The 19,316-nt window shown below is 47.3% G+C and carries 23 protein-coding genes; 13 read left to right on the top strand and 10 right to left on the bottom strand.

The window, feature by feature from the left end; genetic code table 11:
* Positions 1 to 8: 8 nt before the first annotated feature.
* Together Q365_RS0118280 and Q365_RS0118285 are read left to right on the top strand one after the other, a co-directional pair.
* Positions 9 to 1,091: an AI-2E family transporter gene (locus tag Q365_RS0118280; protein WP_028024692.1), complete on the top strand. Its 1,083-nt coding sequence runs from the start codon at positions 9 to 11 to the stop codon at positions 1,089 to 1,091.
* 116 nt (positions 1,092 to 1,207) lie between these two features.
* A complete protein-coding gene (locus Q365_RS0118285) occupies positions 1,208 to 2,671 on the top strand; it encodes an FAD-dependent oxidoreductase (protein WP_028024693.1) in 1,464 nt (487 codons plus the stop codon).
* 86 nt (positions 2,672 to 2,757) lie between these two features.
* On the opposite strand, the gene Q365_RS25845 is transcribed toward Q365_RS0118285, so the two are convergent.
* Positions 2,758 to 3,666: an MBL fold metallo-hydrolase gene (locus Q365_RS25845; protein ID WP_051563824.1), complete on the bottom strand. Its 909-nt coding sequence runs from the start codon at positions 3,664 to 3,666 to the stop codon at positions 2,758 to 2,760.
* Between the two features lie 191 nt (positions 3,667 to 3,857).
* On the opposite strand from Q365_RS25845, the gene Q365_RS0118295 reads away from it, so the two are divergent.
* On the top strand, positions 3,858 to 4,760 hold the full coding sequence (locus tag Q365_RS0118295) for a LysR family transcriptional regulator (RefSeq protein ID WP_028024694.1): 903 nt from the start codon (positions 3,858 to 3,860) through the stop codon (positions 4,758 to 4,760).
* A gap of 158 nt (positions 4,761 to 4,918) precedes the next feature.
* Here Q365_RS0118295 and bcp read toward each other — a convergent pair whose 3' ends face one another.
* Positions 4,919 to 5,389, bottom strand: coding sequence for a thioredoxin-dependent thiol peroxidase (gene bcp, locus Q365_RS0118300; RefSeq protein WP_028024695.1), 471 nt, complete (start codon positions 5,387 to 5,389; stop codon positions 4,919 to 4,921).
* A 324-nt stretch (positions 5,390 to 5,713) separates the two neighbouring features.
* Between bcp and dapA the strand changes: the two genes are divergently transcribed.
* On the top strand, positions 5,714 to 6,592 hold the full coding sequence (gene dapA, locus Q365_RS0118305; protein ID WP_028024696.1) for a 4-hydroxy-tetrahydrodipicolinate synthase: 879 nt from the start codon (positions 5,714 to 5,716) through the stop codon (positions 6,590 to 6,592).
* 18 nt (positions 6,593 to 6,610) lie between these two features.
* On the top strand, positions 6,611 to 7,636 hold the full coding sequence (bamC, locus tag Q365_RS0118310) for an outer membrane protein assembly factor BamC (protein WP_028024697.1): 1,026 nt from the start codon (positions 6,611 to 6,613) through the stop codon (positions 7,634 to 7,636).
* Between the two features lie 120 nt (positions 7,637 to 7,756).
* On the opposite strand, the gene Q365_RS0118315 is transcribed toward bamC, so the two are convergent.
* From Q365_RS0118315 to Q365_RS0118335, 5 genes are all read right to left on the bottom strand, one after another.
* Positions 7,757 to 8,860, bottom strand: a complete 1,104-nt coding sequence (locus tag Q365_RS0118315; RefSeq protein ID WP_028024698.1) for a phosphoribosylaminoimidazolesuccinocarboxamide synthase — start codon at positions 8,858 to 8,860, stop codon at positions 7,757 to 7,759.
* A 240-nt stretch (positions 8,861 to 9,100) separates the two neighbouring features.
* Positions 9,101 to 9,313: a DUF2897 family protein gene (locus Q365_RS0118320; RefSeq protein ID WP_028024699.1), complete on the bottom strand. Its 213-nt coding sequence runs from the start codon at positions 9,311 to 9,313 to the stop codon at positions 9,101 to 9,103.
* Positions 9,314 to 9,315: 2 nt separating this feature from the next.
* Positions 9,316 to 9,987 (bottom strand): M15 family metallopeptidase, encoded by a 672-nt coding sequence (locus Q365_RS0118325; RefSeq protein WP_028024700.1) that lies wholly within the window; start codon positions 9,985 to 9,987, stop codon positions 9,316 to 9,318.
* Positions 9,987 to 11,120 (bottom strand): succinyl-diaminopimelate desuccinylase, encoded by a 1,134-nt coding sequence (gene dapE / locus Q365_RS0118330; RefSeq protein WP_028024701.1) that lies wholly within the window; start codon positions 11,118 to 11,120, stop codon positions 9,987 to 9,989. Before dapE ends, Q365_RS0118325 begins: the two co-directional genes overlap by 1 nt.
* Positions 11,121 to 11,157: 37 nt before the next feature.
* Positions 11,158 to 11,508 (bottom strand): ArsC family reductase, encoded by a 351-nt coding sequence (locus Q365_RS0118335; protein WP_028024702.1) that lies wholly within the window; start codon positions 11,506 to 11,508, stop codon positions 11,158 to 11,160.
* Between the two features lie 194 nt (positions 11,509 to 11,702).
* Between Q365_RS0118335 and Q365_RS0118340 the strand changes: the two genes are divergently transcribed.
* Both Q365_RS0118340 and Q365_RS0118345 read left to right on the top strand, forming a co-directional pair.
* Positions 11,703 to 12,026: an ArsR/SmtB family transcription factor gene (locus tag Q365_RS0118340; protein ID WP_028024703.1), complete on the top strand. Its 324-nt coding sequence runs from the start codon at positions 11,703 to 11,705 to the stop codon at positions 12,024 to 12,026.
* 98 nt (positions 12,027 to 12,124) lie between these two features.
* On the top strand, positions 12,125 to 12,406 hold the full coding sequence (locus Q365_RS0118345) for a winged helix-turn-helix domain-containing protein (protein WP_028024704.1): 282 nt from the start codon (positions 12,125 to 12,127) through the stop codon (positions 12,404 to 12,406).
* A gap of 19 nt (positions 12,407 to 12,425) precedes the next feature.
* Here Q365_RS0118345 and Q365_RS0118350 read toward each other — a convergent pair whose 3' ends face one another.
* The 3 genes from Q365_RS0118350 to Q365_RS0118360 form a co-directional block, all read right to left on the bottom strand.
* A complete protein-coding gene (locus tag Q365_RS0118350) occupies positions 12,426 to 12,806 on the bottom strand; it encodes an MmcQ/YjbR family DNA-binding protein (protein ID WP_028024705.1) in 381 nt (126 codons plus the stop codon).
* On the bottom strand, positions 12,807 to 13,247 hold the full coding sequence (locus tag Q365_RS0118355; protein ID WP_028024706.1) for a DUF1499 domain-containing protein: 441 nt from the start codon (positions 13,245 to 13,247) through the stop codon (positions 12,807 to 12,809).
* A 74-nt stretch (positions 13,248 to 13,321) separates the two neighbouring features.
* The gene (locus Q365_RS0118360; protein ID WP_028024707.1) at positions 13,322 to 13,666 is read right to left on the bottom strand and encodes a DUF2956 domain-containing protein; all 345 of its coding nucleotides are present in this window, start codon (positions 13,664 to 13,666) and stop codon (positions 13,322 to 13,324) included.
* A 123-nt stretch (positions 13,667 to 13,789) separates the two neighbouring features.
* Here Q365_RS0118360 and Q365_RS0118365 point away from each other — a divergent pair, with 123 nt between their 5' ends.
* The 6 genes from Q365_RS0118365 (at position 13,790) to Q365_RS0118390 (ending at position 19,265) form a co-directional block, all read left to right on the top strand.
* On the top strand, positions 13,790 to 14,110 hold the full coding sequence (locus Q365_RS0118365; protein ID WP_028024708.1) for a heavy metal-binding domain-containing protein: 321 nt from the start codon (positions 13,790 to 13,792) through the stop codon (positions 14,108 to 14,110).
* A gap of 170 nt (positions 14,111 to 14,280) precedes the next feature.
* A complete protein-coding gene (locus tag Q365_RS0118370) occupies positions 14,281 to 14,760 on the top strand; it encodes a DUF2919 domain-containing protein (RefSeq protein WP_028024709.1) in 480 nt (159 codons plus the stop codon).
* A complete protein-coding gene (locus Q365_RS0118375; RefSeq protein WP_028024710.1) occupies positions 14,757 to 15,152 on the top strand; it encodes a hypothetical protein in 396 nt (131 codons plus the stop codon). The genes Q365_RS0118370 and Q365_RS0118375 overlap by 4 nt, the downstream gene beginning before the upstream one ends.
* Positions 15,153 to 15,275: 123 nt before the next feature.
* Entirely contained in the window at positions 15,276 to 16,175 is a 900-nt protein-coding gene (locus Q365_RS0118380) for a Dyp-type peroxidase (protein WP_028024711.1), read from the top strand.
* A gap of 319 nt (positions 16,176 to 16,494) precedes the next feature.
* Positions 16,495 to 16,806, top strand: coding sequence for a PTS fructose transporter subunit IIB (locus Q365_RS0118385; protein WP_035025356.1), 312 nt, complete (start codon positions 16,495 to 16,497; stop codon positions 16,804 to 16,806).
* Positions 16,807 to 16,808: 2 nt separating this feature from the next.
* Positions 16,809 to 19,265, top strand: a complete 2,457-nt coding sequence (locus Q365_RS0118390) for a glycoside hydrolase family 2 protein (RefSeq protein WP_028024713.1) — start codon at positions 16,809 to 16,811, stop codon at positions 19,263 to 19,265.
* The last annotated feature ends 51 nt before the right edge of the window (positions 19,266 to 19,316 follow it).

The following is a 19,316-nucleotide window of genomic DNA, read 5'->3' on the forward strand; positions in this document are numbered from 1 at the left end:
GAATTTACATGTTAGAAATGCTTAACCGTTGGTACAAAAGACGGTTTTCAGATCCACATGCGGTCAGTTTGATCACATTACTTATCATGGGCTTTGTGGTCATTTACTTCTTCGGCAATTTGCTGGCTCCGTTGTTGGTGGCGATTGTGTTGGCGTATTTGTTGGAATGGCCAGTGTCGAAAATGGTGTCTTTCGGTCTCCCTCGGGTGATGTCCGTCATTTTGGTGCTGACTCTTTTTGTGGGATTCATGTTGCTTGCCTGTTTTGGCTTAGTCCCCACGATTTGGACTCAGGTGATTAATTTGATCGCCGACATCCCGACAATGTTTAACGATTTTCAGTTCTATATCTCTCATCTACCAGAAGCTTACCCTGATCTTATTCAGCCAGAGATGGTGACTGCGTTTCTCGATACGCTTCAAAGTCGTGTTCTTGGCTTGGGCGAAACGGCAGTCAAAGGGTCTCTTGCCTCTTTGGTGAGCCTAGCTACGCTTGCCGTTTATTTGATCTTGGTACCGCTGTTACTGTTCTTTTTGCTGAAAGATCGCGATGAAATGCTGGCATCTTTTAGTACGTTTTTGCCTCGAAACCGAAAACTCACGAATCGTGTCGCGAGTGAGATGAATGAGCAAATTTCAAATTATATTCGTGGCAAAGTGACTGAAATCATCATTGTTGGCATCGCGAGTTACATTACTTTCGCGTTGTTAGATTTGCGCTATGCAGCTCTGTTAAGCGTCGCGACGGGTTTGTCGGTACTCATTCCTTATATCGGCGCAGCAGCAGTGACGCTGCCGATTTTCATGGTGGCGTTGTTCCAGTGGGGCATCAGCCCTGAACTTGGCTATTTGATGCTTGCATACGGCATTATCCAAGCACTGGATGGTAATGTTTTAGTTCCTGTCCTGTTCTCAGAAGCGGTGAACCTTCACCCTGTTGCGATTATTGTGGCCGTGTTGGTATTTGGCGGATTCTGGGGCTTTTGGGGGGTGTTTTTTGCCATCCCTCTCGCGACATTGGTCAAAGCCGTGTGGAATGCATTGCCATCACACGATCTCGAAGATGATGCAGTGTCTGAAACTTCAAACTAAAATGATCCGTAACGTCATGAATTCAGTAATGACAAGAGGCCTTTAGGGTCTCTTCTTTTTTGCAAACGTTGCAAATTGATACTTTATATATTTTTGAAGCGAGAATTTCGATCGTGGTGGGTAGTGAGCAAGCTGAGTTGGCGACATCGGCAGCGCCTTTTAGGGTAGGTATTGTTGGTGGTGGCGTTGCAGGTGCAACGGCAGCACTGAAAATGGCAGGGCTTGGTATTGAAACGCTGTTGTTTGAAGCGGGTGATAGCTTAGTCAGCGGTCCACCGATTTGTCACCTTCACGCGGGTGGTAACTTATACCGTGAAATTTCTGACGAGCAATGTATTGCGTTGCTTGAGCAATCCATTGCGACTGTGCGTGCTTACCCTGATACGGTAAACCGTCGTCCTACCGTGATAGCGATTCCGACCTCAGACGCAGGCGAGCCCGACACTATTCTGAAGCGGCTTGAGCAACTGACACTTCACTACAAAACATTGATTGAGCAAGATGCAGACAATGAAGTGTTGGGGCATCCTGAACAATATTTCACACTCTACGACAAGCACGATTTAGCGCGACTCGCTCAACAGTCACTGCCGGACAATCCACAAACACCTGATGATTGGCTTATCCCAGTGGCGAAATACATGCCACATGACAAGTTCAAGTTCCCATTGGTGGTGGTGCAAGAATATGGCCTGAGTGTATTTCGCTTAGCAGCGACTGCAGCGCTAGGATTGGAGCAATCTCAGAACTGTCGCGTTCACCTGAATAACACGATCACCCAGATTGAGCCGCTGACTGAGGGCTGGCGAATTGAGTCAACAGATAGAGATGGCGCCTCTCAGGTTCATGATGTCGACTTTGTCATTAATGCCTGCGGCTTCCGCACGGGGAAAGTGGATGACCTTGCATCATTTTCACGTAAACGATGGGTGGAGTACAAAGCGGCCTATGTGGCTCACTGGCCATCCCAGCCTGGAATGTGGCCAGAAGTTATCGTGCATGGCGATCGTGGCACACCACAAGGTATGGCGCAGTTAACCCCTTATGCAAACGGCTTTGTGCAGTTGCATGGCATGACACACGACATAACCTTGTTTGATGGCGGGCTGGTGGCGAGCACAGAGGCATCAGCGCAGCCAAATTTGCCGCAGCACATGGTGGCGAAAGCTGGCGGTGGTTGGGAGTGGACAGAAATCCGTGAACGTACCGAGCGCGCTATTTCTCACTTCAGCCAGTGGTTGCCTGAGTTTGAACATGCTGAAGTTGGTGGAAAGCCGCTTTGTGGCGCACAACAAATCCCAGGTGAAGACCCAAGCCTTCGTGCTGCCGATGCGACGTTTGAAGGTGAGCGTTATGCGCGTGTCGAATTGGTAAAAGCGTCATCCGCGCTGCAAGCCGCAGATCGTATCCTTGCACATTGTGAGCAGCATGGCTGGATTTCATTGCCTGCAGGGTGGGAAAACCCGACGTTGCCGCTAACCGTTTCTTTGGATAGCGATGCGATTGTAGAGAAAGCGCGCCGCTTAGCGATCAACCGTGATTATCCGGATGCGTTAGCGTTACCGTTTCCTCAACAGTAAACCGTTGTCGACCTTGATTGAAAGAAAAAGCCTGCGAACAGCAGGCTTTTTGCGTTTTATGGGGTGAATCATGCGGGCTTAATCGCTCAGTGTTGCATGTGGAAATCGACACTGTTTTTCAATAAGAAGCCTGCTTCTTTGTACTCTGGATAGCGTTTTTCCATTTCGGCCATCGCCTCTTCTTTTGAGGCCGCGGTCGCTGTGATTTTTTGGAAATCATCAATGTAAGTGATCATGGCGGAAAACAGACCGATATCTGAAGGTGCGCCGTGCCCTGGGTAAACCGTCGGGTTTAGCTCAGTGTAGCGTTCTTTCAACTCTGCCAGTTGCGTCTTCCAGTTGTTAACGTGTGCATTCGTGACGCCTTGTCCCATCCATAGATGGACTTTGTTGTAACCAAAGTCAGACGTAAATAGGCCATTGATGTCTTCAACATAGACAGTAGTGATGTGCTCCGCTTCCATAGGAAGGTACTGTGTCGTCAGAGCAAGCTCACCGCCACCCACCAATGACAATGTCTCGCCAGAAAGCACTGAGATGTTATTTTCGTAATCAAAGCCATTTGGGTTTTTATCTGACTTTGGCTTAAGAGCAGGCTCTGCATCTAACCAACCCACGCTTTCCATCCAAGTAGAGAATCCAATGATGTCTTTTTTGATGTCTTCATTCGCAACCACCACTTTTGCATCAGGAAACTCTTTGAGCAGCCAATCCATCCCAATGTAGTGATCAGGGTGACCATGACTGATCAGTAAATGCGTAAGCGGTAATTTCTTCGCTTTAATCACTTCACTCAGCTTTTTGGCTTCGTCGGTTGAGCGTTGTAAATCCATCACCACCAGTGATTCACCGTTTGAAAACAGGTACGAATTCACGGTCGCGGTTTCACCATTGAAAATATCGACGTCTACTGGCGTCGCCGCGAAGGCATTTGAGAACACGCCGAAAAACAAACTCATTGTTGCAATAGCTAAAGAATAAACACGTAACTTCATTTTTATTTCCCTCTTCTCATCGTTATCTCTTGATGCGACGTTACAAACATTGCCTTTATACCCAAGCACCCAAGCACCCAAGCACCCAAGCCGCTTAGCTCGGGCATCAAGTTGTGAAAAGACTAGTCGCTTGACTAAATGAGAGAAACAACAGCTAATAAATTCACTGTTTACTAAATAGCGCTAATAATATGAACCTTGTTTACTTGCAGACGTTTCTGGTTGTCACTGAAGAACGAAGCGTCACTAAAGCGGCAGATATATTAGATGTTTCTAAGGGATTGGTTTCTCGACACATTAAGCGATTGGAAGAATCACTGAATGTTCGATTGTTGCACCGAACAACGCGCACTGTCGCGCCGACAGAAGCTGGAAAGGAACTCTATGAAAAAGCGAAACAAATTCAACGATTAGCCTTTGAAGCTGAAGTTCGCATCAAAGGTCTTACTGATGAGATAAGTGGCGACCTAAAAATTACAGCGCCCTTTGAGTTTGGTCGCGCCTTGTGCCGTCATGTCATCTCCACTTTTAGCAAACAATACCCGACGGTAAGGTTTATTCTCGACTTTGGCCCTCAATTGAAAGACGTCGAGTTTGGTGACTACGATATCGCGTTTCGCGCCTATGAAGCTTTGCCTAATGATGTCATTCAAAAGCGACTTGGGTATATACGAAATGTCCTTGTTTGTAGCAAAGACTATGATGAAAAATCGCAAATCACGTGTGTTAACGACCTTCGAGAACGTCAGTTTATTCTCAACAATCAAAACGATGCATGGAACACCCTGATATTGATTGAGGGGAATCAAGAGTACTCTATCAAATCAAAAGGAAACATCAGTAGCAGCACCTATCATTCCATGTTGGAGTTAGCGCTACAGGGTATGGGAATCGCAAGCTTGCCTTACTATCAAGTCGAAGCATTCATCGAGAAAGGCGAATTGGTACACGTTCTTCCTGATGTATCGGTAAAAGCGCACCACCTCAGTTTGATATATGCCAACCGGCGAGTGACGCCCAGCAAAATAAGCGCGTTCAACAAAGCCGTGACTGAGTGGTTGGTTTTAAGTGATCACTACATCATCGAGCAGTAGAGATACCCAAGCAACCTGAACGCTTCTGAAACCGAGCCGCGAAAAAAAGCGCTTAATGAATATCATCAAGCGCTTCTTATTTGTTTGGTGAATCTGCTTATTGCGACAAGTATGGGTGTGCACCATGTGTGCCGTTGTTACCCGCCTTAGCGAGCAGATTACTCGCCTTTGAGGTAGTTGATAACCACGTCATGGTGATCTTTGGTTTTGAATTTGTTGAACACGTGCTCAACGTTGCCATCTTCACCAATGAGGAAACTGATGCGGTGAATGCCATCAAACTCTCTGCCCATGAATTTTTTCGGGCCCCAGACGCCAAAGGCATCTGCAACAGCATGGTCTTCATCGCTCAAAAGGGTGAAGTTCAGTTCTTTCTTTTCTTCAAAGCCTTTTAGTTTTTTTACCGGATCAGGGCTTAGGCCGAGTACCACGGTATTTAGCGCTTCTAACTCACTTTTACTGTCGCGCAGTGAGCAAGCTTGAGTAATACAACCTGGTGTCATTGCCTTTGGGTAGAAATAAACCAGAACTTTGTTTTTCCCTTTGAACTGACTCAGCGACACCATTTCGCCGTTTTGATCTTGAAGCGTAAATTCTGGTGCGGCAGCACCGGCAGTCAGCATTTGCATAAGTCTTCCTTAATTGAAAATAGTCACGTGTTAAGCGAATACATTTTTGTATGAAAAAATGCATTTGGACGCAAGCCTACACCTTTCTTGGTGGTGTAGGCACCTGCGGCCGTTCAATTTGTCTCATTGATGATATTTCAGCCAAAATAACGCTTTTTGATGCGTTCAGACAGATTTGGCAATCAACATTACGGTAGTCAGGACAATATCGTTCATTTTCGTGGTGATCAACCGCGCAAAGCCAGCGTTTAGGCGCGGTCTCGGCGCTTGTTTTTGCAGGTCGCCAAAAGTACCATGGGACAAAACGCATTTTTGGAGAAGGAAATGTTTTCAGGAAGTATCGTGGCATTGGTCACGCCGATGGATAGCTCTGGTGAAGTTGACTATACCAGTTTGAAAAATCTCGTAGATTTTCATGTTGATGCTGGCACAGATGCAATCGTTTCTGTGGGTACAACAGGTGAATCTGCAACCGTCACCGTGGAAGAGCACATCAAGATTGTTCTGAAGACGCTAGAATTCGCAGACGGACGCATCCCTGTGATTGCAGGAACAGGTGCAAATGCAACACATGAAGCCATTACCTTCAGCAAGATGTTTGCAGGTTCTGGTATTGCGGGTTGTTTGAGCGTCGTGCCTTACTACAACAAACCGTCTCAAGAAGGGTTATTCCAACACTTCAAAGCGATTTCTGAATCCACTGAACTCCCGCAAATCCTGTATAACGTACCGGGGCGTACTGTCGCTGACATGTTGCCAGAAACGGTTGCGCGTTTATCTGAATTCGAAAACATCGTCGGCATTAAAGATGCAACTGGCGATTTAGACCGCGTGCGTGTTCACCGTGAACTTTGTGGCGAAGATTTTGTCCTTTTAAGTGGTGATGATTTAACTGGACTGGATTTCGTTGCTGCGGGTGGACAAGGTGTTATTTCGGTATCGAATAACATTGCTGCTGCGCAAATGGCAAAAATGATCAAATTGGCATTGGCGGGTGAGCTTGATGAAGCGCGCTCAATCAATGAAAAGATCATGCCTCTTCATACTGATCTGTTTGTAGAAGCGAACCCAATTCCGGTTAAATGGGCACTGCATGAAATGGGCCTTATTGCGGATGGAACACTGCGTCTGCCGTTAACCCCGCTCAACACTGCGTTGCAGCCTAAGGTTAAACAGGCATTGATTGACGCTGGTGTGCTGTAACGCTTCTCTGGAGATACAATGAAACCTGTTTTTAAACTCGCCTTGAGTGGTGTACTGGTTGCCTCTTTGGCGGCTTGTTCAAGTGCGGACAAACGACGTCAAGCGTCCGATGATTTCGAGTATCTCAATACTCAGCCTATGACTCAGTGGCAGCTGTTGCCCGATCAGGTGCCAGAGTTTTCTGGTGCCTATCGCATTCCTGATCGTGACTTTGATGGCCCAGTAGGTCGTGATATCGATATTCGTCCTCCCCAGCAAATTCTTGAGCTTATCCCTGGTGCTCGTTATGAGCAGGATGCTGAAGGTGTTTCTGTTTGGATGCCTAGACCGGAGCAAGCTGCTCACCTGTGGCAATCCATTGAAGAGATGGCTTCAGGCCCTCAAGTTCCAGTTCGCAATGTTTCCCCTGGCAGCATTGAAACCGATTGGGTTGTGTGGAGCATTGAAGACGACGAGGAAGTGATTGAAAGCCGCTACCTTCTCACACAACAAAAAGAGCGTGCTCGTGAAGGTTTCCGCATCGAAATGGTGGAATGGAAGCGCAATGGGCAGGCTGAGAACTTAAGCTTGTCCTCTCGTTCTCGTTACAACGCGCAGATGACCAATCTGATTGCTGCTCGCTACGATGAAGAGTTGCGTGAAGAAGCGCGTCTTAAAGCACAAGAGTTGGTGAAGAATATTCCTATCAGCTTGGGCAAAGACCGCAGCGGACTGCCTGTCATCATTGCACGTGCACCTTATGATGTATTCTGGGAGCGTTTCCCGAACATTCTAGGTCAGCTTGGCTTTACGATTGAAGAGCGTAACCGTTCTCAAGGTACGTTGAGCGTTGCACTAAAAGAGCAGGATGATGAGTTCTGGCAAGATTTAGGTGTTCAACCTCTGCAGCTAGAGCGTAAAAACTACAACATTCAGTTGGGCGATTTGGGTAACCGAACGTCGATTAACGTCACTGATAGTTCAGGTAAGCCTGTTCCTGAAGAGCAACTGGCGAACCTTAGCCCTGCACTTGTGGCAGCGGTAGAGCGATTAAACCGTAACTAGTTGGTTATCTGTCTAGTTACCAGTGATTGATGTCGTTGAAATGAAAAGAGGACGCTAAGGCGTCCTCTTTTTTGTCTCGAAATCTGATTCTTGAGCCTTGATACCGACGGAATCAGTCAATCAGTCAATCAGGCCATAGTCTTTGCGCAGGATATCGATAATTTCTTGCTTAGGATTCTCGCTCAAGTGGATTGGCTGACCGATAATTTTCTCGGCGATGCCAATATAGGTGCGTGAAATATCCATTAAGGCGTCGACAGGCAATGCGTTGTCACGGGCCAAGGCTTCACGCTCTGGCATACGCTCTTTGTTCAGCAAGATATCGGGATCTGGGAAATAACCCAGTAAGAACTGACGAAACCCTTCTTTCGAGTTTTCGACAATATTGCCTGCTTCGTATTCTGCCGTATCCCAAATACGTGATGAATCAGGTGTGCCCACTTCATCCATGTAAATCAACTTTTCTTGCCCTGATGCGTCGGAGACGTAGCCGAACTCAAATTTGGTATCCACGAAGGTTTGGCCAACAGCATCAAGCGCGTTACTAATAACGCCAAAGCCTTCTTTTAGGTAGGTTTCGTAAAGAGCAATATCATCTGCAGACGAGAAATTGAACGCCGCAAAGTTATCTTCGATGTTCTGACGGGTGATGTTCACATCATCAGCTTCAGGCACACCGGGAATCCCTTTCAAAATCCCTTTGGTGGATGGCGTGATCAACAGCTCTGGCAAGGCTTTGTCTTTTTCTAAGCCTTCCGGCATTGCGATACCACAGAATTCACGTTCGCCTTTGGCATAAGAGCGCCACATCGATCCTGTGATGTACTTGCGGCAAATGGCCTCAATTTTAACAGGCTTGGCTTTTTGAACGATCCAAACGAACGGGTGGGGAATGTCGAGAATATGGCTGTCAGCTAAACCATTTTCTTTAAACAGTTTGAACCAATGGTTCGAAATGGCGTTGAGTGCAGCGCCTTTACCCGGAACGCCTTTTAGGCCGCCTTCCGCATGCCAGATACAATCAAACGCGGAAATACGGTCACTGATGACCATGATCGCGAGCGGTGCATCGGGAGCCACATCGTAGCCTTTTTCTTGAATAAGGCGTTGGCTATCAGCTTCTGTTAACCAATAAACGGAGCGGACTTTTCCGCTGTGGACTGGCTGGTGGGTACGAATGGGAAGATCGTCGTTAACGGCGAGAACTTGATCCGCGAGGCTCATTGAGACATTCCTATCTGTTGTTGAACGGCACACAGAAGATGGCAGGGAGCGGGAATTCCTTGCGCTTACCATCCATTTGACACGCATCATACCAAGAAGTCTTTACTCGCTGTTAGAGAAAAAGCAAACGTTTGCCTAAAAAAATAAAATGCAGGTTTTTGCTGGTGGATGGGCAAGAAGAAAGCGACGTTGGCGTCGCTCTTGTCATTGGAACTGAAAATAAATGAATGAAGTCAGGGCTTACCAAAAAGATGACTTGTCGTCTTCGTCATCCTCTTTGTTGGGTTGCGTTGTTTTTTTCTGTTCTTCATTGGGTTTATTGGCGTCGTCAGTTTTGGGTTTTTGCTTCATCCCAAACTTCGCATTTGCGGTGTACTTGAGCGCCATGATGTTACTGACCACTACCGCGACCACAATGAAAATAATCACATAAGGGTTGGTTAGAAAATCCATGATCAGGCCTCACACACATTAGAAATGTACTGTGAATATATCCAATTCAACATGGGAAGGATAGTTTCACGCCCTTGTATGTCGGATGACGCAATCACTGAATTCAAGGTTTGTGGTGTGAGTTGTTCTAGCAATCCCTGCGTGGTCGCTTTGTGGCTGATATGCCAAGGTTCGAATGCCACGCCGCCTTTGTCTTCACGATAAGGAAGGTAAAAGCCGTATTGCTCGAGGTGTTCTTCAAGCCAAGTAAAAAGGGGCGCTTGATGGCCAGAGAGATACTCCCACGGCTCTAGCTGCAAAGAGACATCTTGCGGCATAAGATTCGTCGCATACACGTCGATGTCAGTTCCCCAATGGTGTCGACTTGCGCCGGGCAGTGCTGACCATCGAAGGATCGCGCGTACTTTTTCTTCATCGCTTAGGCGAGAAGGGTCGAGCGCGGCACCAGTATCATCGAGGATCGGTCTAAGGCCTGTGAACTTGTTGTTCCAAATCAGTTGCTGACGTTCAAAGTCTCGAAAGCTGCTGGCAATCGTTAACTTGAACCCTACAGCCTGCGCGGCGGTTTGAAGGCGGATAAAATCCGCCTTCACGTCGGCATGCAGCAAGAAGTCACCATGAGAAACAAGGTGCTCTTGGGTTTGACCGGTCAGCGACGCAACACGCCAAGGCATTAGGCGAGCGCTTTCTCTAGGACTTTTTGATACATGTCCGTGAGCTTTTCTAAATCGGCAATTTTCACACACTCATTCACTTTGTGGATGGTTGCGTTCACAGGGCCAAGTTCGATGACCTGCGTGCCCATTTGCGCGATAAAGCGACCGTCAGATGTACCGCCTGTCGTAAGCAGTTCAGGTTTCTGATGGTTCACTTCATCAACCGCTTCAACAACGGCATCCAGCAAGGTGCCCGTATCCGTAAGGAAAGGGTGTCCGCTAAATGTCCATGCTAAATCGTATTCGAGGCCGTGTGCATCAAGCACCGAGTGAATACGTGATTTGATGTCATCAACCGTCGATTCAGTGCTGAAACGTAGGTTGAATTGCACATGAAAATCACCAGGAATAACGTTACTTGCGCCTGTGCCAGATGCCACATTCGGGATTTGGAAACTGGTCGGTGGGAAATAAGCGTTACCTTGGTCCCATTGAGTTGCCGCTAGTTCAGCCAGTGCAGGCAAGGCTTGGTGAATTGGGTTACGCGCCAGTTGTGGGTAAGCCACGTGGCCTTGGATCCCTTTGATTATGACGTCGCCAGTGATCGAACCGCGACGGCCATTTTTCACCACATCGCCCACGGCGTGCGTGCTTGAGGGTTCGCCAACAATACACATATCAATGATTTCGTTACGCTCGACCAAGGTGTCTACCACGCGGGTCGTACCATTGATGAACGGGCCTTCTTCATCTGATGTGATCAAAAAGGCGATAGAGCCTTTGTGGTCAGGGTTTTCAGCCACAAAACGTTCAGCGGCGACGACCATTGCAGCCAATGACCCTTTCATGTCGGCAGCGCCGCGACCATGAAGGTAGCCATCAATGACGGTGGGTTCGAAAGGTGGTGTATGCCATTGCTCAACTGGGCCAGACGGCACCACGTCGGTATGACCGGCGAAGGCAAACAAAGGACCCTCTGTGCCACGGCGTGCCCAAAGGTTCGTTGTGTCTTCAAACACTAAGCGTTCGATAGAAAAACCAATCGCTTCTAAGCGAGAGATCATAAGTTCTTGGCACCCTTCATCGATAGGGGTGACGGAAGGGCGGCCTATTAAATCCTTGGCCAAAGACAATACAGCACTGTCTGTCATGGGGGAGTGTGTCCTTTCTACTATCTATTTTTAAATGTTATTTTGCGAAAATGTTCGCGTATTCGTCGGGTTTGAAGCCAAGGTAGTATTGGCCACCATGTGCAAGCAACGGACGTTTAATCATTGCAGGCTGAACCAACATCAGCGCGATGGCATTTGACTCATCAAGATTATTTTTTTGTTCTTCAGACAGTGCACGGAACGTGGTTCCACGTTTATTCACCATCGCTTCCCAACCTAATGCTTCAACAAACTGTTTTAGCATGTCTTGATCAATGCCATCTTTACGGTAGTCGTGAAACGCGAAAGGTTTCTCTTCCGTCTCTAGCCACTTCAGCGCTTTCTTAATGGTGTCACAATTCTTTATCCCGTAAACCACTGTGGTCATTGACGGCTTCCTCTTGCTGGTCGTCTTTGGCGATAGATTGACATTGCCACGTTTTGAAAGCAAGGCGTGTGCAGGGATCCCATGACAAACCCAAAACACAGTCTGGTCAATAATTAAAATTGCTAATTTAGATTAAACTAATACAATTCACTTTAGTTAAATTAAATGTAATGAATCAGTTGTGAGGAAAGGAAGTGACACAAGAGTTGATTGACCAAGCAACGGACGCTGCGAAAGTGCTGCGTATTTTGTCGCACCCAGAGCGTCTGCTCGTGCTGTGCCAGTTGAGAGAAGGCGAGCGTAATGTCTCTGCACTTCTACAAAACAGTGCGTTAAGCCAGTCAGCGTTCTCACAACATTTGACTGTTTTGCGACAAGCCGGATTAGTGGCGACGCGCAAAGAATCTCAATCTGTTTATTACCGCATTGGTGATGCTAAAGTTGAAAATTTGATTAACGCTATTCAAGGTGCTTGGTGTGGCGAAATGCCGTTAGTATCAGAAGAGACGTCTAAGTGAGAGAGTGCTCCCGTGTGAATGCGCGTTCATATTGATCAAGCGCAATACCTCATTTGCAATTCATTGAATAATGGGGGAAGTCATATTAGGAGGTCTCAATGGAACTGAATCCGGTTTTTGCAAGAAGACTGTATCTCGCTTTCTTGGTAGAAGAAATGGAACGCCCCAATGTTCCGCGTTTGATTGAAGCGACAGGCTGGCCGCGTCGTACCATTCAAGACGTGATCAAATCATTAGCGGGTTTAGGTATTGAATTGGCATTCATTCAAGATGGGCGTCGCCACAACGATGGCTATTATCGCCTGACTGATTGGGGACCCTTCAAACGAGAATGGGTTGAGGAACGCAAAAGAGATATCGTTTGCACCCTCGAAGGCTAATAGAAAAAACGCAGTCAGTTCACTGCGTTTTTTTGTGCGTGTGAATATCGTTATCTAGCACGGGGCGCAAGGCACTTTGAACATACTTGGGCAATTTATCCACCACCAAATGCCAAGAACGGTTAATGATGTTTTCCAGTTCTGATGTGGGTAATGGGCATGCACTGCTAAACTCAATCCATCCGGCGCGAGCCAAATGTGGCGCGGGACGACACCCCGGTATCTCTGCCATCATCACAAACAAGTCATCAGGCACTTTACATGCCATTCTGCTGTCGTCAAAAAAGATGCACACCATCTTGGTTTGATGAACGCTGTAGACATCGACACCTCCCCACTTTACATCGTGACGAATGCCAATAAGTGATTGGCAGTGACCATGTAGTGCCTTGATGTCCATTTACTTAATAAGACCTTCAGCTTGCAGTGCTGCACGTAGGGCTTCTGTGCGTTTACGGTTAACACCAAAATCAGAATAGCCCACGCGAGATTCAGAGCGAACCATTAAGGTGCCATCTTCAATGCGAAGATCGAGGTCATCGACAAAGCGCATGATTTTGCTGACGTATTCAATGCGAGCATAGCCCGGTTCTTGAGCGCCTACACGAGCGCCTGGCAATGTGAGTGCGACGTCAATGATTCGTGGCATGGTGACGTCGTCTGAGGCTAGCTCGAAAGGGGCGATGGCATATTCCTCGCGGGTATCTACCGTTGAAACGCAATTTGGTTTATCGCCACAGGGCGTTCTTGATTTATCACTCACAGATTCATCTCCTTGTGCACACCCTTGTAGTATCAGTAATACTGCGCCACTGATCAGCGCGAGAAGTGTTTTGTTCATCGTTCCCTCTCAATTTATTCTCATTCTGCATATTCAATCGTTGTGTATTGTTCGCAACACAGCGATTGGTTGCATTAGGCTTTTGTCATGAATACATAGCCAACAAATCCTATCCAGCTTAGTAGTAGCAATATCCAAGGCAGGTGATTACTGCTACTCGTAGACTCGGCTTCTGGCACCTCTGTCACATTGTGAGCGGCTTGAGATGCAGTGATGTTCTTTTGTCGTTGCTGTTTCTTTTTGTCTTTATCTCGTTCGCGGGCTTTGGCTTTTTGTTGCTTCTTATATAGCGCAATGCCTTTCTCAATACCTTGAGCAATTAATTTTGTTTCTTCTTTAGATTGCCCCTGTCTTTGAGTGGCCTTGGCGATCTTCATGGCTTCTTGCTGAGTTTCAGGGGAAGAAGGGGTATTTGTCATGGTCTGTCATTCTTCTAGCAACATTGGGCATGAGTGAAATTATACTGTGATAACAAAATGTCACGAAACCTAAAACGGGTAAATGTGTCAAAGGTCTAGCATTAGAAACAAGGAAGCAAACAAATGATCTTAACAACAACGCCAACAGTACAAGGCCGAGATATCACTCACTACCACGGTGTCGTGGTGGGTGAAGCCATATTGGGTGCCAATATTTTTAAGGATATCTTCGCAAGTATTCGCGATATCGTCGGTGGTCGTTCTGCAGCGTATGAACGTGAGTTAGCCAAAGCGCGAGAAATTGCATTTGAAGAGCTACGTGAACGCGCCATTGAATCGGGTGGCAATGCCGTTGTGGGCATTGACCTTGATTACGAAGTGGTTGGCCCCAATGGTGGTATGTTGATGGTGAGTGTAAGTGGCACCGCGGTAACATTGGGATAAGCCATAATGTGCTTAACTGTGAACCCGCTTGAATCTTGTTGTAAAACTTACTGCGTTACACCGCAATTATTGGTGCATCTACTTTGCGCTAACCTGGAATATTGAGACAGTGTGGCTGCGGGTTGTGAACAATGTTTTATTACTCCCAGCCCCAAAGAAAACACACATAGATGAATACGCATTTGTACCAATCACCTGATTACTACGACAAACATGGCAATGCAAAGCCAAACCTTCTTTTTTGGCTAAGTTGTCTTTTCTTAGCGCGGTCTTGGTTGGTTTTTGTTATTGCAGGCGTAAGCCGAGAGCAGGGACAAGATCTTCTTGCACTGTTCTACCCGAGCCATAACGCCCTTTATATAGGCTTAGGCGTGGGGTTCCCAGCCGTCGTATTGATGCTGCTGGCGGGTAACCTCCATCGTTATCCTGCGTTTTTCGACAGGGTTTGGCATTGGGGAAAAACGCTGCTAATTACTGCGTTCTTTACTGACTTGATACTGCAAATCAAGCATTTGATGATATTACACTGGCAGTTCCAATGGAGCGGCGCAGTGACCTTACTGATTGCGCTTTGGCTGGTCATTTATTTGTTTAAGAGCCGTCGCACTCAGTTTTTGTTTAAAGCCCCGATTTTAAGAGAAGAAAAATGAATGAGTGGAAGAAAGGGCTTGTCCTATTTAGTGCCATGTTAAGCCCGTTGGCGATGGCAGATTGGCAAGTCGACGTGAATTTTGAAATGGACCGAGCAGGCAAGCAGCACCGCGCGCAAAGCTCTGTATCCCTAATCCCCGGCGAAGAAACCATTTTATTTGATGATGGAATGCCAAACGGCTCCGTAGTCGGAAAAGCCGAACTGCTTGAAGTGACCGCTGACGAAGTGCGAATTTCACTGGTTGTGCAAGAGCAATGTGACGATGGCGCATGGCGAACCATTATGTCGCCTGTGGTCTGTGCCGGTTTGAATACGCCAGCATCCATTAACTTCAGCAATGAGTCATTGGACGAATTTGCCTCACTTAAAGTAGAAATTACGTCCGTTTAACGTCCTCTTAGGTACCTTTACAGATCTGAGACAAAGTCATAGTAAAATATTGGCATTATGCTTAGACTTTTCTTCGTATCAGACATAATGAACTGATCGTTCTGTATTTATCTGGAGGTAACAATGGCGGTTTCTCAGCCAGCAATCGTGGCCGATGCTGGGCCGTTCGCACTTTACACTGTGCTGAAAGTCACTGGTTCATCATCTGCTGTATTGCAACAATGTCGTGTCATTCACTCGCTGGTTGACGAAATTAATGCCAATCAACCCGGCGCAGATCTAAAAGCTGCCGTGTCGTTTTCAGCGGCTTTTTGCCAAGCGAACGGTATTGCTACTCCAGAAGAGTTTGTCGATTTTCGCGCATTGGGGCAGGGCGATACGCAAGCGCCTGCAACTGATTGTGACATTTTGCTTCACGCTCACTCTACTCGCCATGATTTGAACTTCTTCATGTTGCGTAAATTCCTTTCTGATATCGCGTCTGACGTGACTGTGGTCGATGAGACCTATGGATACCGCTACCTCGATTCTCGCGATATGACGGGCTTCATTGATGGTACCGAAAACCCTGAAGGCGAAGATGATCGTCGTGAAGTGGCGATTATTGCAGATGGAGAGTGTGCTGGCGGCAGTGTGGTGATGATGCAGCGCTATGTGCATCGTCTTAATGCATGGGAACCGCTGTCAGTGAAACAGCAAGAAAAAGTGATTGGTCGTACTAAACCAGACTCTATTGAGTTGGAAGATGTGCCAGCAACTTCCCACGTAGGTCGTGTCGATATTAAAGAAGATGGCAAAGGCCTAAAAATGGTTCGTCATAGTTTACCTTATGGCTCAGTGTCGGGCGATCACGGGTTGCTGTTCCTAGCGTATTGTCATACTCAGCATGTTCACAAGACGATGCTAGAAAGCATGTTTGGCGAACGCGACGGAAAAACCGACATGATGTTGCGTTTCACCACGCCAGTGACAGGGGCATATTTCTATGCGCCATCAATGGATGCGTTAAGTGACCTTGCGTAACACAGACGTTATTGCGCTCGCGGCTAAATCGTCATCATAGCGGTAAAATAAGGGCGCAATAAGTTGAACTCAAAGCACTGCCAACAGGCGGTGCTTTTTTATTATGTGGAAACTAAATATTGAATCGACGTGCCTGCCATGATGCTCTTTTTCCTCGAACTGTGACCTAAGCGAAACAAACCTTTTCGCTAAGTTTGACCGCGCTTCGCTTTTGCAACACACCATAAAAATGTCCAGTGAATCTATCTCGACGCACCCGCACTCATTGTGATGATCTTCAGGGTATAACGTTATAAAAACAGACGTGCTGGAGAAGATCATGAACATTGTTGCCATTACTGCCTGCCCTTCAGGTGTTGCCCATACTTACATGGCTGCTGAATCATTAGAACAAGCGGCGATTGCTCGCGGCTGGACAATTAAAGTTGAAACCCAAGGTGCGCTTGGCACAGAAAACGAAATCACATCAGACGATGTACAAAACGCTGATGCAGTTATCGTGACGACAGACATTGAATTGGTTGGCATGGCGCGTTTCGAAGGCAAGGCTGTCATTGAAACCACAGTGAAAAAGTTAGTTGTAAATGCAGCTGAAATTCTTGATTCAGCCTGTGACGTAGCGGTGGCTTAACCATGACAATGTTGAAATTAGATGGCGAATGGACACTGACTTCTTTGGCGGATGCCACCATCGTTGCGCCCATCATGTTGCCAGGTGATGTACATAGCGCTTTGCTTGCCGCAGACATTATTCCAGACCCATATTTAGGCTGTAACGAAACCCAAGTGCAGTGGGTCGGCGAGCATGATTGGCGACTAGAAAAAACCTTCATTGCCGATGCCGATCTTCTCGACGCGAAAGCGGTCGATCTGATCTTGAACATGGTCGATACCATGGCCGAGATCGTGTTGAATGGTGAAACCATATTGCTATGCAGCAACATGTTCCGCCATTACCGCCGCGACGTTCGCCCATTCTTACGTGACGGTGAAAATACGTTAAGAGTCACGCTTAAACGCGCAGACATTGAAGCCAAAGCGCGCGCTGAGCGTTTGCCTTTCCCAGTACCTTGGGCGGTTGGAAACAACCAAATTCCTCACATGAATACTTTGCGAAAAACACAGTGCCATTCAGGATGGGATTGGGGTATTTGTTTAATGGTGAGCGGAATTTACGACAGTATTCGTTTACAAGCGGTGTCGGAAGTTCGCCTGCAACAGGTGCGTTCAACGCAGCAATGGCACAGCGATGGTAGCTGTGATGTTACTGCGATTATTTCAGCCGAGAGCATCACCCCAGATGCTGCTGTTCAGATTGAATGTTGTTTGGTTAGCCCTGATGGCGAGCGCATGTCGCAATCCGTAGCCTTGATCAGCGCTGAGGTGGAATGCTGTTTTCGTGTGCCTCAGCCTAAACGCTGGTGGCCTGCAGGTTACGGACAGCAGCCGCTCTATACGCTGACAGTGATGACGGATGGCCAAACTATCGAGAAACGCTTGGGCCTTCGTGAGCTGTATTTAGAAACGGGCGAAGACGAGGTGGGCGCGGCGATGACATTTGTCGTCAACGACAAAGCCATCATGGCTAAAGGCGCGAATTGGATACCGCTTGACGCAATGCCAAGTAGACAGACTCCTGACCACTACCGCCGTTTATTGGAAGATGCCAAAGCCGCCAACATGAACATGATCCGCGTTTGGGGTGGTGGCATGTATGAACGCGATACTTTCTACGACTTGTGTGACGAGTTAGGTTTGTTGGTGTGGCAAGATTTGATGTTCTCTTGCGCCTTATACCCATCAACACCGGATTTCCTTCGCGACGTAGAACAAGAGATCACCGAGCAAGTTCGTCGATTGAGCGATCACCCTTCACTGGCCTTGTGGTGCGGTGACAACGAAGTGATCGGTGCGATCAATTGGTACCCAGAATCTCGTGCGAATCGCGAAAAATACGTGGTGAATTACGATCGTCTCAGCCGCGTTCTACAGGAAGTGGTTGAGCGCGAAGACACAAGCCGTCGCTTCTGGGCGAGCTCGCCATGTAACGGTGAGTTAGATTTTGGTGATGCGTGGCATGACGACAACAAAGGTGACATGCACTTTTGGGATGTGTGGCATTCCGGTAAATCGTTCGATGCTTACAGCAGTATCAAGCCGCGTTTTTGTAGTGAGTTTGGTTACCAATCTTGGCCGTCATTGCCAACCGTGAAAACCTTTGCGGCAGAAGAAGATTGGAACGTAACGTCTCCAACCTTTGAGCAACACCAGAAAAACGGTCGTGGTAATAGCATTATCACTGAAATGTTTACCCGTTATTTCCGATTCCCGTCCAACTTCTCTCAGATGCTGTATTTGAGTCAGGTTCAACAAGCGCTGGCCATCAAAACGGCCAGTGAATACTGGCGTGCGAATAAGCCCGTTTGTCGTGGCATCTTGTATTGGCAGTTGAATGATTGCTGGCCAGTGAGTTCATGGTCGAGCATTGAATATACTGGGCGTTGGAAGCAACTTCACTACCATGCGAAGCGATTTTTCGCGCCACAACTGGCCGTGTTTATTGATGATGGTGAAACGCTAAAACTGAATGTTATCAATGATGAACACCGTAAACTCGGCGCCAAGGGACAAGTGACCTGGTACGACTGGCAAGGTGAAGTGATTGATACGTGGCCGGTCGAAGCGACGCTGGAAGAAGACGGTAACCAAGTGCTGTGGCAGTGCGATCGCAACGTGATCAACGAGCGCAAGCACGAAGGCTTCTTCCAAGTGGATATGGAATGCAATGGGCAAGCGTTAACGAATACATGGTTTGACGATGTGTATAAGCGCCTGCCGTTACCTCGTGCCAACGTAGAGGCTGATGTCATCGAGAAAAATGGCACGATGACCATCACGCTAACAACCGATAAACCTGCGTTCTTTGTTCATCCTGAACTTGAGGGAGAAGGACGTTTTAATGATTCAAGTTTTACCCTGATGCCATGTAGCCCAGTGACGCTCACTTACACAGGTGATGCATCGGCAGAAGAAATTCGTTCGAAACTTTCGATTTATCACTTAGTGCAAAGCTATACCCTAACTCACTAAAGTATCTGGGAAGAAAAACCATTGGCGATCTTTGTCGCCAATGGTTCGGTT

Origin of the sequence: Enterovibrio calviensis DSM 14347 (assembly GCF_000621165.1) — a bacterium.
Lineage (GTDB): Bacteria > Pseudomonadota > Gammaproteobacteria > Enterobacterales > Vibrionaceae > Enterovibrio > Enterovibrio calviensis.

Excerpts from the sequence above, each read along its gene's own strand:
- Q365_RS0118280 (WP_028024692.1), top strand. The coding sequence starts at position 9 with ATGTTAGAAATGCTTAACCGTTGGTACAAAAGACGGTTTTCAGATCCA.
- Q365_RS25845 (WP_051563824.1), bottom strand. The coding sequence starts at position 3,666 with ATGAAGTTACGTGTTTATTCTTTAGCTATTGCAACAATGAGTTTGTTT.
- Q365_RS0118295 (WP_028024694.1), top strand. The coding sequence starts at position 3,858 with ATGAACCTTGTTTACTTGCAGACGTTTCTGGTTGTCACTGAAGAACGA.
- bcp (WP_028024695.1), bottom strand. The coding sequence starts at position 5,389 with ATGCAAATGCTGACTGCCGGTGCTGCCGCACCAGAATTTACGCTTCAA.
- dapA (WP_028024696.1), top strand. The coding sequence starts at position 5,714 with ATGTTTTCAGGAAGTATCGTGGCATTGGTCACGCCGATGGATAGCTCT.
- bamC (WP_028024697.1), top strand. The coding sequence starts at position 6,611 with ATGAAACCTGTTTTTAAACTCGCCTTGAGTGGTGTACTGGTTGCCTCT.
- Q365_RS0118315 (WP_028024698.1), bottom strand. The coding sequence starts at position 8,860 with ATGAGCCTCGCGGATCAAGTTCTCGCCGTTAACGACGATCTTCCCATT.
- Q365_RS0118320 (WP_028024699.1), bottom strand. The coding sequence starts at position 9,313 with ATGGATTTTCTAACCAACCCTTATGTGATTATTTTCATTGTGGTCGCG.
- Q365_RS0118325 (WP_028024700.1), bottom strand. The coding sequence starts at position 9,987 with ATGCCTTGGCGTGTTGCGTCGCTGACCGGTCAAACCCAAGAGCACCTT.
- dapE (WP_028024701.1), bottom strand. The coding sequence starts at position 11,120 with ATGACAGACAGTGCTGTATTGTCTTTGGCCAAGGATTTAATAGGCCGC.
- Q365_RS0118335 (WP_028024702.1), bottom strand. The coding sequence starts at position 11,508 with ATGACCACAGTGGTTTACGGGATAAAGAATTGTGACACCATTAAGAAA.
- Q365_RS0118345 (WP_028024704.1), top strand. The coding sequence starts at position 12,125 with ATGGAACTGAATCCGGTTTTTGCAAGAAGACTGTATCTCGCTTTCTTG.
- Q365_RS0118350 (WP_028024705.1), bottom strand. The coding sequence starts at position 12,806 with ATGGACATCAAGGCACTACATGGTCACTGCCAATCACTTATTGGCATT.
- Q365_RS0118355 (WP_028024706.1), bottom strand. The coding sequence starts at position 13,247 with ATGAACAAAACACTTCTCGCGCTGATCAGTGGCGCAGTATTACTGATA.
- Q365_RS0118360 (WP_028024707.1), bottom strand. The coding sequence starts at position 13,666 with ATGACAAATACCCCTTCTTCCCCTGAAACTCAGCAAGAAGCCATGAAG.
- Q365_RS0118365 (WP_028024708.1), top strand. The coding sequence starts at position 13,790 with ATGATCTTAACAACAACGCCAACAGTACAAGGCCGAGATATCACTCAC.
- Q365_RS0118370 (WP_028024709.1), top strand. The coding sequence starts at position 14,281 with ATGAATACGCATTTGTACCAATCACCTGATTACTACGACAAACATGGC.
- Q365_RS0118375 (WP_028024710.1), top strand. The coding sequence starts at position 14,757 with ATGAATGAGTGGAAGAAAGGGCTTGTCCTATTTAGTGCCATGTTAAGC.
- Q365_RS0118380 (WP_028024711.1), top strand. The coding sequence starts at position 15,276 with ATGGCGGTTTCTCAGCCAGCAATCGTGGCCGATGCTGGGCCGTTCGCA.
- Q365_RS0118385 (WP_035025356.1), top strand. The coding sequence starts at position 16,495 with ATGAACATTGTTGCCATTACTGCCTGCCCTTCAGGTGTTGCCCATACT.
- Q365_RS0118390 (WP_028024713.1), top strand. The coding sequence starts at position 16,809 with ATGACAATGTTGAAATTAGATGGCGAATGGACACTGACTTCTTTGGCG.